Annotated in this window: 9 protein-coding genes and 1 pseudogene; 5 read left to right on the forward strand and 5 right to left on the reverse strand. The window is 73.2% G+C overall.

From position 1 onward, the window contains the following. Positions 1–861 (reverse strand): response regulator (locus AB0M52_RS22315; RefSeq protein WP_363956789.1); only part of this gene is annotated, 861 nt, incomplete at its 3' end. Positions 862–1,061: 200 nt separating this feature from the next. On the opposite strand from AB0M52_RS22315, the gene AB0M52_RS22320 reads away from it, so the two are divergent. Next, positions 1,062–3,440 carry a M28 family peptidase gene (locus AB0M52_RS22320; protein ID WP_363956792.1) on the forward strand — a complete coding sequence of 793 codons (2,379 nt, stop codon included), beginning with the start codon at positions 1,062–1,064 and terminating at the stop codon, positions 3,438–3,440. Positions 3,441–3,541: 101 nt separating this feature from the next. Here AB0M52_RS22320 and AB0M52_RS22325 read toward each other — a convergent pair whose 3' ends face one another. From AB0M52_RS22325 to AB0M52_RS22335, 3 genes are all read right to left on the reverse strand, one after another. Further along, positions 3,542–3,796 (reverse strand): Smr/MutS family protein, encoded by a 255-nt coding sequence (locus tag AB0M52_RS22325; protein WP_013736060.1) that lies wholly within the window; start codon positions 3,794–3,796, stop codon positions 3,542–3,544. Between the two features lie 132 nt (positions 3,797–3,928). Continuing rightward, positions 3,929–4,297: a tetratricopeptide repeat protein gene (locus tag AB0M52_RS22330; RefSeq protein WP_363956794.1), complete on the reverse strand. Its 369-nt coding sequence runs from the start codon at positions 4,295–4,297 to the stop codon at positions 3,929–3,931. Positions 4,298–4,463: 166 nt separating this feature from the next. Continuing rightward, entirely contained in the window at positions 4,464–5,216 is a 753-nt protein-coding gene (locus AB0M52_RS22335; protein WP_363956796.1) for an ROK family protein, read from the reverse strand. A 96-nt stretch (positions 5,217–5,312) separates the two neighbouring features. Between AB0M52_RS22335 and AB0M52_RS22340 the strand changes: the two genes are divergently transcribed. The 4 genes from AB0M52_RS22340 to AB0M52_RS22355 all read left to right on the forward strand — a co-directional run bounded on the left by AB0M52_RS22340 (position 5,313) and on the right by AB0M52_RS22355 (position 10,329). Further along, positions 5,313–6,950 (forward strand): ABC-F family ATP-binding cassette domain-containing protein, encoded by a 1,638-nt coding sequence (locus AB0M52_RS22340; protein ID WP_363956798.1) that lies wholly within the window; start codon positions 5,313–5,315, stop codon positions 6,948–6,950. Between the two features lie 69 nt (positions 6,951–7,019). Further along, positions 7,020–7,745 carry a methyltransferase domain-containing protein gene (locus AB0M52_RS22345; RefSeq protein WP_363956801.1) on the forward strand — a complete coding sequence of 242 codons (726 nt, stop codon included), beginning with the start codon at positions 7,020–7,022 and terminating at the stop codon, positions 7,743–7,745. Between the two features lie 200 nt (positions 7,746–7,945). Then, positions 7,946–9,607, forward strand: a complete 1,662-nt coding sequence (locus AB0M52_RS22350; RefSeq protein ID WP_363956804.1) for a family 10 glycosylhydrolase — start codon at positions 7,946–7,948, stop codon at positions 9,605–9,607. A 191-nt stretch (positions 9,608–9,798) separates the two neighbouring features. Continuing rightward, a complete protein-coding gene (locus tag AB0M52_RS22355) occupies positions 9,799–10,329 on the forward strand; it encodes a phospholipase (protein ID WP_363956806.1) in 531 nt (176 codons plus the stop codon). Positions 10,330–10,445: 116 nt separating this feature from the next. On the opposite strand, the pseudogene AB0M52_RS22360 reads toward AB0M52_RS22355, so the two are convergent. Further along, positions 10,446–11,392: pseudogene (locus AB0M52_RS22360) on the reverse strand (adenylate/guanylate cyclase domain-containing protein); the annotation flags it as partial.

Genomic DNA, 11,392 nt, shown 5'->3' on the forward strand with positions numbered 1-11,392 from the left:
CGGGTGACCGGCCAACCGCACGGTCGCCCGGTTGGCGCCGAGATCCAGCCGGACCGTCGCGACGGTCGCGAAGATCTCCTGAAGCCGGCGCTCACTCATCAACACCTGCTCCAGCGCGGGCAGCACCTCGTCGTCCGGCACCCCGGCGAGGACCAACGCCCGCCAGGCCACCCGCAGCTCGACGCCGAGCGCCGCCTCGTCCACCCCGTGCCCGCACACGTCGCCGACGATCAGGTCGACCCGGTCGGGGCGGGTCTGCACCACGTCGTAGAAGTCCCCGCCGATCAGGGCGGCGTGCCGGCCCGGCCGGTAGAAGGTGTGCACCGCGATCTGCTCGGTCGACATCAGCGGCTGGGGCAGCAGGCCGCGCTCCAACCGCGCCGACTCGGCCTGCCGCAGCTCCACCTCGCGCAGCCGGCGGGCATTCTCGTCGGCCCGCTTGCGCTCCACCGCGTAACGCAGCGCCCGGGTCAGCAACACCCCGTCCACCTGGCCCTTGACCAGATAGTCCTGCGCACCCTCGGCGACCGCCACGACGCCCAGGTGCTCGTCGGAGCGGCCGGTCAGCACGCAGACCGCCGCGCTGCCGGACATCTCCAGCACCCGCCGTAGGCCGTCCAGCCCCTGGGCGTCGGGCAGACCCAGGTCGAGCAGGACGCAGTCCACGCCGGCGATCCGCTGGCGGGCCTCGCTCAGGCTGGTGGCGACCAACAGCTCGATCGCCGAATTCGTCTCGGCCAGCAGCTCACCGACGAGGAACGCATCGCCCTCGTCGTCCTCGACCAGCAGCACCCGCAGCCGCTCGCCGGGCGGCAGGTTGGGATTGCCACCCAGCCCTCCCTGCGGGTACGGCCACGACACGACGGAGGGACCGGTGAGACCGGCCCCCCGGTGCGGCCGGGTCGCCGCCGCGACGGGCGGGAGATCGCTGGTGATGTCGGGCTCCTTCCGAGTGCCCTGCTGATCCTGTATTAGACAACGTTCGCACACAACACACCGGGGTGCCCTGAGCCGACATGGAGGATGATGTGCACCCCAGGTCCCACCCCCAAGGAGCCACCGTGGGCGCATCCCCCAGCCCCGCCGCCGACCGCGCCTTCTGCCGGCCGCCCCGACGCCCCCTCGCCGCGCTGGCAGCGCTCGTCGCGCTCCTCGCGGTCGGCGCGGGCGCGCTGCTCGACCTGCGCCCGCCGGCGCCACGGCCAGCCGACGCGCCCGCCGGAGAGTTCAGCGCCGGTCGCGCGTACCCGCACGTCCAGCACGTCGCCGGGCGTACGCACGTCGCCGGCAGCCCGGCCAACGACGCGGTCCGCGCCCACCTGGAGGCCGTACTGCGCGGCCTCGGCCTGGAGACCGAGGTGCAGGACACCGTCGCCGAGGAGGCCGGCCAGCTCAGCGGCGCGGCGGGCGGCACCACCCTGGCCCGGGTCCGCAACGTGGTGGCCCGGCTGTCCGGCACCGAGCCCACCGGCACGGTCTTCCTGGTCGCCCACTACGACGCGGTGCAGACCGGCCCGGGCGGCAACGACGACGGCGCCGGCGTCGCCACCATCCTGGAGGTGGCCCGCGCGCTGACCAACGGCCCCCGGCCCCGCAACGACGTCGTGTTCGTGCTCACCGACGCCGAGGAGGCGTGCCTGTGCGGGGCCTCCGCGTTCGCCGCCGACCATCCGCTGGCCGCCGGTAAGGGAGTGGTGCTCAACCTGGAGGCGCGCGGCCGTACCGGGCCGGTGATCATGTTCGAGACCTCGCCGGAGAACGCCGCGCTGGTCGACGTGTTCGGCCGCGCCGCGCCGCACCCGGTGGGCACCTCGTTCGCGGTGGAGGTCTACCGCGCGCTGCCCAACGACACCGACTTCACCGCCTTCCTCGACGAAGGGTTCGTCGGGCTGAACTCGGCGTACCTCGACGGCGGGGCGATCTACCACACCCCGCTGGACACCCCGGCCTCGATGGACCGGGCCAGCCTCCAGCACCACGGCGACAACGCGCTGGGCCTCGCCCGCGAGTTCGGCCGGATCGACCTGGGCGACCTGCGCGCCGGCCACGATGCCACCTACTTTCCGATCCCCGGCGGTCTGGCCCGCTATCCCGGTTGGCTCGTGCTGCCGTTGGCGCTGCTGGCGCTGGCCGGCGTGGTCGTCCTCGGCTGGCTGGCCCGGCGGCGGGGCCGCGTCACCGGTGGCCGGCTGGCCGCCGGGTTCGCGCTGACCCTGGTGCCGATCGTGGTCGCCCCGGTCGGCGCCCAGGTGCTCTGGGCGGCGGTCACCGCCATCCGGCCGGGCTACGCCGAGTTGCTCGACCCGTACCGGCCGACCTGGTACCGGCTGGCCGTGCTGGCGCTGGCCGCCGCGGTCCTGTTCGCCTGGTACGCGCTGACCCGCCGCCGGGTCGGCCCGGCCGCGCTGGCCATCGGTGGGCTGGGCTGGCTGGCGCTGCTCGGCGTACTGCTCGCGATCCTGGTGCCCGGCGGGGCGTACCTGGCGACCCTGCCGGCCCTGGCCGGCGCCATCGCCGGGCTGGTGGCGGTGACCACCCGCCTCGACGGCCCGCTACCGGTGATCGCGGTGACCCTAGCCGGCGCGGTGGCGGTGGTCGTCCTGCTGCCGACCGTGGTGCTGCTCTTCCCGGCGCTGGGCATGGCGATGGGCGGCGTCGCGGCGCTCTTCGCGGTGCTGCTCGGGCTGGCCGCCCTGCCGGTGGTGGACCTGCTGCACCCGGAGGCCGGCGGCCAGCGGGGCATGGTGGCGGTGCGGGCCCGCCGGCTCGGCGCCCTGCCGACCGGCGCCGCCGCGCTGGCGGCGGTGGTGTTGGCCGGGGTCGGGCTCGCCGTCGACCGGTTCGACGCCGCCCACCCCGCGCCCACCCACCTGATGTACGCGCTGGACGCCGGCACCGGCCAGGCCCGCTGGCTCAGTCACGAGTCCGCCCCACAGCCCTGGACCGACGGATACGTGGACGGGAAGATCTCCGTCGCCGACGACTTCCCCGGCATCGGCCGCGACGAACTGCTCGGCGGCCCAGCCCAGGCCGCCACCCTGCCGGCACCCCGGCTCGACGTGCTCGCCGACACCACCACCGCCGGCGAACGCACCCTGCGGCTGCGGCTCACCCCGCAACGCCAGGTACGCCTGGCCACCCTGCACGTCGACACGTCCACCGCGACGGTGCGCAGCGCCCAGGTGGCGGGTCGGCCGGTACCGGTCGAGGTACGCGAAGGCCGGTGGGGTTTCGGCGTGGTCTTCCACGCCCCGCCCACCGAGGGAATCGAGATCACGCTGACCGTCGAGCCGAAGGCGGCACAGATCGCCCTGCGCGCGATGGACGCCAGCGACGGCCTCGACAAGCTGCCCGGCTTCCGCCCCCGCCCACCCGACGTCGGCATCGCCGGCTCCCACACCTCCGAGATGCTCGCCGTAGCCCGCACCTACCCCCTCTAACTCCCCCTCAGCTCGCCGATCTTGCACTTGTCGTCCCCGCAAAAGGCACCTACCGCCCAAACAGGCGACCGAAAGTGCAAGATCGGCGGAGAGTTCCGGGGCTACTTCCAGCGGAAGTGGACGAAGAGGCGGCCGAAGTTTTTCGAGTCCTTCTCGACGCGGTGGTAGAGCTGCTTGACGTCCTTCTGGTCCAGGAAGCGCAGCACCCGCTTCTTGAGCTGGCCGGAGCCCTTGCCGGGGATGATCTCGACGAGGGTGGCCTTCTTCGCCACCGCCTCGTCCATGATTCCGCGCAGCGCCCGGTCGATGTCGTGGCCCTTGTTGAAGATGTCGTGCAGGTCCAGCTTCAGCTTCATGCCGCGTCCACCGTCCGGTCGGCTCCCATGCGGCCATCGTAGGCAGGCGGGCCGCCGGGTCCGCAGACGACGAGGGGGCGGCCCGTCCGGGCCGCCCCCTCGTCCATGTGCTGTGCGCTGCGCGCCGCCGCGTCAGCGGCCGACGCCGACCCGGGTCTCCACCCGGCGCAGGGCCGTCGTGTAGTCGTTGTTCGAGGAGTGCATGGCCGCCGCGATGCGCAGGTGCCGCAGGGCGTCCGTGTGCCGGTTCAGTCGCTCCAGCGTCCGGCCCAGCACGTGGTGGGCGTAGTGGTCGCTGGGGTTGCGGTCGACCAGCTCCCGCAACTGCTCCTCGGCCCGAGTGAGCTGGGCCGACTGGAAGTACGCCCGGGCCAGCAGCTGCCGTACGGCGGCGTTGTCCGGCTCGGCCTCGACGATCGGTTCGAGCAGCCGGGCCGCACTGGTCGGGTCGCCCGCCTCGAAGAACAGGTTCGCCCGCCGGTACTCAGCCAGAAGATCCATTCCGCCCACCCCCTCCGTGTCGCACCACTGCACCCGACGCTCGCACAACACCGACCGGACCGCGACTGTTCCCGCGCGCTCTCCCGGCCCGCCCACGCTCGGCATACGGCGGGGCTGTTAATAGGGGGCCCTTCCTCTACCCCAGGCGTTAATAAGGTGCCCTTCCTTACACAGCGGCGAGGTCCCAGGCGCGGACGCCGCCTACTATGCCGGCGCTGTTGGGGACGACCACGACGTCGTCGCCCATCCGGGCGAGCTGCTCGGGGCGGATCAACCGCGAGTTGCCGCCGCCCAGGTAGAGCCGGTCCCAGCGGAACACCGGGCGCAGCCCCTCCACCACCTGGCGGATCCGCCGGGACCAGAACGCGTCGCCCAGCCGGCGGCGCTCCGGCTCGCCGACGTACGTGTCGTAGGTGGTGCCCCAGCGCACCGGGGCGTGCGACAGCTCCAGGTGCGGGGCGAGCACCCCGCCGTCGAAGAGCGCGCTGCCCAGCCCGGTGCCGAGGGTCAGCACCAGCTCGCAGCCGGTGCCCGCGACCACCCCGGCACCGTGCACCTCGGCGTCGTTGAGCACCAGGGTCGGCAGCCCGAACGCCATGGCGAGGGCGGTGCGGGCGTCGTACCCGGACCACTGGGCGAGCAGCTCCGGGTCGACCCGGCTGCGCGGGCCCGAGCGGGTCACGTAGTGCGGGGTGGCGACCACCACGCCGTGCCGGATCATGCCCGGCATCCCCACCGTCACCCGGTCCGCCGCCGGCAACCGGCCGCCGAGATCGAGCAGGGTCTGGACAAACAACTCCGGCGGCAGGGGGTACGGCGTGGGCACCCGCAGCGGTCGGGCCCGCATCGTGCCCGCGCCGTCGAGCACGGACGCCTTGATCCCGCCGCCCCCGCAGTCGATCGCCAGAGTGGTCAGCACGACCGTGAGTCTGCCTCGTGCCCCCACGCCCGGCATGGCTGACCACGCCAACCACTCCGCCAGGGGGCACGATCGCGCGGGTAGGCTCGACTGCTTGTGAGCGCCACGCTGATCGCCAAGGACCTTGCCGCCGGGCACGGGGACCGGACCCTGTTCACCGGGCTGGACCTGGTGGTCGCGCCCGGCGACGTGGTCGGCCTGGTCGGGGTGAACGGGGCGGGCAAGTCGACGCTGCTGCGTACCCTCGCCGGGTTGCTCCCGGTCGAGGCCGGCGGCGTCACGGTGAGCCCGCCCGGCGCGAGCGTCGGGCACCTGCCGCAGGAGCCGGACCGGCGCCCCGGCGAGACGGTCCGCGCGTTCCTGGCCCGGCGCACCGGCGTGGCCGGCGCGCAGGCCGCCCTCGACGCGGCGACCGAGGCCCTGACGGCCGGCGCACCCGGTGCGGACGACGCCTACGCCACCGCGCTGGAGAGCTGGCTCGGCCTGGGCGGCGCCGACCTGGACGAGCGGGCCGAGGAGGTGGCCGCCGAGCTGGGGCTCGGCGTCGATCTCGACCAGGAGATGACCGGGCTCTCCGGCGGCCAGGCGGCCCGCGCGGGGCTGGCCTCGCTGCTACTCAGCCGGTACGACGTCTTCCTGCTCGACGAGCCCACCAACGACCTGGACCTCGCCGGCCTGGACCGGCTGGAGCGCTTCGTCACCGGGCTGCGGGCCGGCACGGTGCTGGTCAGCCACGACCGGGAGTTCCTGGCTCGGACGGTGACCCGGGTGCTGGAGCTGGACCTGCACCAGGGGCAGGTCAACCAGTTCGGTGGTGGCTACGGCGCGTACCTGGAGGAGCGGGAGGTGGCGCGCCGCCAGGCGCACGCCGACTACGAGGAGTACGCCGACACCAGAGCGGCGCTGGAGACGCGGGCCCGGACGCAGCGGGCCTGGATGGAGAAGGGCGTCCGGAACGCCCGCCGTAAGGCCACCGACAACGACAAGGTGGGCCGCAAGTTCCGGTCCGAGTCGACCGAGAAGCAGGCGGCGAAGGCCCGGCAGACCGAGCGGCTGATCGAACGGCTGGAGGTGGTCGAGGAGCCACGCAAGGAGTGGGAGCTGCGGATGGAGATCGCCGCCGCGCCCCGCGCCGGCGCCGTCGTGGCCACCCTCCGCAATGCCGTGGTACGCCGCGGCGACTTCACCCTCGGCCCGGTGAACCTCCAGATCGACTGGGCCGACCGGGTGGCGGTGACCGGGGCGAACGGGTCGGGCAAGTCGACCCTGCTGGCCGCCCTGCTCGGCCGGCTGCCGCTGGACGCCGGCCAGGCCGCGCTCGGCCCCGGGGTGGTGGTCGGCGAGGTGGACCAGGCCCGAGGACTGTTCCTCGGCGACGTACCGCTGCTGGACGCCTTCCAGGCCGCCGTACCGGACCTGTCGCCGGCGGACGCGCGGACGCTGCTGGCCAAGTTCGGCCTGCGCGCGCAGCACGTGCTGCGGCCGGCCGCGACCCTCTCGCCGGGCGAGCGGACCCGGGCCGCGCTGGCGCTGTTGCAGGGCCGTGGGGTCAACCTGCTGGTGCTGGACGAGCCGACCAACCACCTCGATCTGCCGGCCATCGAGCAGTTGGAGTCGGCGCTGGCCAGCTACCCGGGCACCCTGCTGCTGGTGACCCACGACCGGCGGATGCTGGACGCGGTGCACCTCGACCGGCGGCTACGGGTGGACGCCGGGCGGATCACCGAGTCCTGACCCGCTTTTCGGTCTAAGCGACGCATACCGGGCACCGATCCGGGTAACGGGCGAGCCGGAGGTGGCCGGATGGTCGCGTTGGCACACACTCCGCCCTCGGCCGAGCGGCTGCGGGCGGTAGACGGGTATCTCGCCGAGGCGTGGGCGGACCAGGTCCGCCACGACGAGCGGCTGCGCCCGCTGGCGGTCGAGGTCCGCTTCGACCGGGGCGTCGCCCATCTCACCGGCGAGGTCGGCGAGCCGGCTCAACTGCGACTGGTACGCGACCGGGTGGGCCGGTTGGCGGGCGTCTTCGGCGTCTGGTGCCGGGTACGGGTCGGCGGGCGCGACCCGGTGGTGGTGGACCTCGGCTGCGGCGCCACCAAGCAGTGGCCGGGCAATCTCGGCCTCGACATCTTTCCGGCGCCGGGCGTGGACGCGGTGGCCGATCTCTCCGGCTCGCTGCCGTTGGCCGACGACTCGGTCGACGTGCTGTTCGCGGTGCACATCCTCGAGCATCTGATCGACTTCCTGCCGCTGCTCGACGAGTGCCACCGGGTGCTCCGCCCGGGCGGCGTACTGCACGCGATGAGCCCCTGGTGGGGGCATGTGAACGCGGTCGCCGACCCGACCCACGTCCGGCTGCTGGACGTGCAGACCATCAAGGGTGTCTGCCTGATGCGCCCGCCCGGCACGCCACGCTGGTATCCGCTGCACGCCGGCACCGACGGCGCGTCGATCTTCGCCGATCTCACTCCGCTCGGACCCGACGACGACGGGCCTTCGGCCGCCCACCTGGCCCGCTTCTTCGACTGAGCGGCCCATTGCGGCCGGGCGTGGACGAGGGCGACCCGCGGGCGCGCAGGTAGGCCACCAGGGACGAGCGGAGCCAGAAGTCTTGCGCGGAGCCTGCCCGGTGTGAAAATTTCCTACCAGCGGTAGATAGTCAGCGGCGAATCTTGCCGCGTCGCCGTGATCACCCCTGCCCCGGGAGCCCCGACGAAGGGACACACCGCATGAAGGCATCTCGACTCAGCGCCGCCGGGCTGACCGCGGCGCTGCTCGGCGCCTTGGTCGCCGCCACCCCCGCCAGCGCCGCACCGGCCGACGCCGCACCCGACCCGGCCGCCACCACCTGCGTGACCGACCCGGCCGTGCCCAAGCGGCAGTTCCGGGCCATGTGGATCGCCAGCGTCACCAACATCGACTGGCCCAGCAAGGGCTCGCAGGCCGCGCCCGATCGGATCGCGGCCCAGCAGGCCGAGTACCGCGAACTGCTCGACCTCGCCGAGCGGCTGAACCACAACGCGGTGGTGGTGCAGGTCCGCCCGACCGCCGACGCGTTCTGGCCGTCGCCGTACGAGCCCTGGTCGGAGTACCTGACCGGGGTCCGCGGCGAGCACCCCGGCTGGGACCCGCTCGCCTTCCTGGTCGACGAGGCACACCGGCGCAACCTGGAATTCCACGCCTGGTTCAACCCGTACCGCGTCTCGATGCCGGCTCCGGGAGGGGCCGGCGCCGACCTCGACCAGCTCGCGCCGGGCCACCCGGCCCGGGAGCACCCGGACTGGACCTTCGCCTACCCGCCGGCCGGCGTCGCCGGCAGCCGGCTCTACTACAACCCCGGCATCCCGGCGGTACGCGAGTTCGTCCAGACCGCGATGCTCGACGCGGTACGGCGGTACGACGTCGACGCCGTTCACTTCGACGACTACTTCTACCCGTATCCCAACGGCGCCCACCAGGTGCCCGACGACGCCACCTTCGCCCAGTACCACCGCGGCTTCACCGACAAAACCGACTGGCGGCGGGACAACATCAACCTGCTGATCCAGGAGACGGGCACCCGGATCAAGGGGGTCAAGCCGTGGGTGAAGTTCGGCGTCAGCCCGTTCGGCATCTGGCGCAACGCCTCCGCCGACCCGCTCGGCTCGGACACCACTGGCAGCCAGTCGTACGACATCATCTCGGCCGACACCCGCAAGTGGATCAAGGAAGAGTGGATCGACTACGTGGTGCCGCAGCTCTACTGGTACATCGGCCAGTACCCGGCCGCCGACTACGCCCGGCTGGTGCCGTGGTGGGCCGAGCAGGTCCGGGGCACCCGGGTGCAGCTCTACATCGGGCAGGCCGACTACAAGAGCGGTGACCCGGCGTACGGGTCGTACTGGATGAACCCGCGCGAACTGTCCGACCACCTGACGCTGAACCGGTCGTACCCGGAGGTGCTGGGCAACGTCCACTTCTCGGCGGTGCAGGTTCGGGCGAACCGGCTCGGGGCGACCGACAGCTACGCCGCCGAGCACTACTCCCGCCCGGCACTGGTGCCGGCCATGCCGCACCTGCCGGCGAAGCGGCTGTTGCCGCCGGTGGTCACCGCCGCCGAACGGAACGGCGAAGAGGTACGGCTGGGTTGGCGGCAGCCGGCCGGCGGCGTCGGGCCGTTCGGCACCGCGACGTCGTACGCGATCTACCGCCTCGACGGCACCAGGGCGAGCACCGGCTGCGCCCTGGCCGACGCCACCCACCTGGTCGGCAGCGTGCGGGCGACCCCGGGCGCCGACCAGTCGTGGCTGGACACCACGGCGGAGTCGGGCAAGCGGTACACCTACTTCGTGACGGCGCTCGACCGCGGCGCGAACGAGAGCCCGGCGAGCCCGCCGCGCTTCGTCCGCTGACCCACTCACCAACGAACAGGTAGCCGAATGCCCCGGACGCTCCGGCCTCCGGGGTATTCGTCTGTTTCAGCACCGGTCACCAATATTTCTCTGGTGTTACACCCAACGGCCGAGACATTGATCGAGACTGATGGCACTCCGGTGACTCGCCGGTAACCCCCTTCCACCGCACACCCAGCGGAGGTATCACCGTGCCCAGACGCCTCGCCACCCTCCTCGCCTCGGGCGTATTCGCGCTGCTCACCGCCCTCGCCGTGGCCTCCCCCGCCGCGGCGGCCGTCACCCCGGCACAGAAGCTGTCCGTGCTGTCCAGCTGGACCCAGACCAGCGCCAGCAGCTACAACGCCTGGAACTCGGCCCGGCAGAACCGGGCCCCGTGGGCCGAGTACAACTTCGACTGGTCCACCGACTACTGCTCGTCCAGCCCGGACAATCCGCTCGGGTTCAGCTTTTCCCTCTCCTGTGCCCGACACGACTTCGGCTACCGCAACTACAAGGCGATGGGCCAGTTCAGCGCCAACAAGTCGCGCCTGGACAGCGCCTTCTACGAGGACCTGAAGCGGGTCTGCGCCACCTACAACGCCATCGTCCGGCCGGCCTGCTACAGCCTGGCCTGGACCTACTACCAGGCGGTCAGCATCTTCGGATCGGTCGCCGCCGTCCAGCAGTCCGACATCGACCGAGCCGCCAAGATGAAGGCCGAGGCCCTCGCCCGCGCCTGACCGTCGCACCCCGCCGGACGCTCGGCCGGTCTCCCCGGCCGGGCGTTCGGCTCCATCCCGTCACGCTGGGAGCGGTGTCCCCCGGGAATGCCGCAACGGCAGGCCGGCAACGCCGGTCAGGCGTGTTCGGTGTGCCGGTCGGCGGTTGCGGTCGGCTGGCGGGGAGCGGTGCGGCCGGCCTGCGCGGCGAACCGGGCGGAGTCGGCGGCCAGGTCGGGATGCTCGACACCGAGCGCCAGCGCGACCGCCTCGTCCAGGCCCAGCTCGGCACCCTCCCCGTATGCCTCGTCGAAGGTGGCGTCGCCCAGTGTTCGGCGCAACGCCGTCTGCTGCTCCGTCCAGTAGGCGTCGTAGATGCCGGCGGTCGACCGCAGGCCCGCCCGGGTCGCCTGCGCCGCGCCGAAAAGCCGGGCGGCGGTCAGCGGGGCGTCCCCGACGGCACACCGCACCGCGATCGCGTTCAGCGTGTCGCAGGCCCGCCCGTGGAAGCCGTGGTTCATCCGCGACCGCAACGCCGCCAGCAGGTGTTCGTGCGCCGCCACCAGGTCGCCCCGGGCCAGCGCGACCATGCCGAGCAGCATGTCCACCGACCGGCGGCCCCGGTCGACCGGCCGGGACGCCTCGACCGGCCGCGCCGCGCCGAGCAACTCCGCCGCCTCGTCCAACGCGCCCCGCCGCCACAGCAGCTCGGCCAGGCGGGACACGGCGAACAGCGCCTCGGCGTCCACCCCCTGGTCGTGCGCCCAGTCGATGACCTCCCGGCAGACCCGCTCCGCCTCGGCGAACTGCCCCATGTCGGCCAGGGGGGCCGCGCGCCCGGCGAGCACCCGGGCCAGTAGGCCGGCGTCGCCGGCCTGCCGGGCCGCCGCCTCGGCGCGCTGCGAGTACCGCAGCTCCTCGGCGAACTCGCCGTCCGCCCCGGCGTGCAGGGAGTGCATGTGGTACGCCGCCGCCAGCTCGCCCTCCGGGATGGTTTCACCGGTCTCGGCGATCCGGCCGTACAGCCGGAACAACCAGAGCCGCCCCTCCCGCGCCAGCCCGCGCTCCCGCCACCACTGGTCCA

Origin of the sequence: Micromonospora sp. NPDC051296 (assembly GCF_040682255.1) — a bacterium.
GTDB classification, from domain to species: domain Bacteria; phylum Actinomycetota; class Actinomycetes; order Mycobacteriales; family Micromonosporaceae; genus Micromonospora; species Micromonospora craterilacus.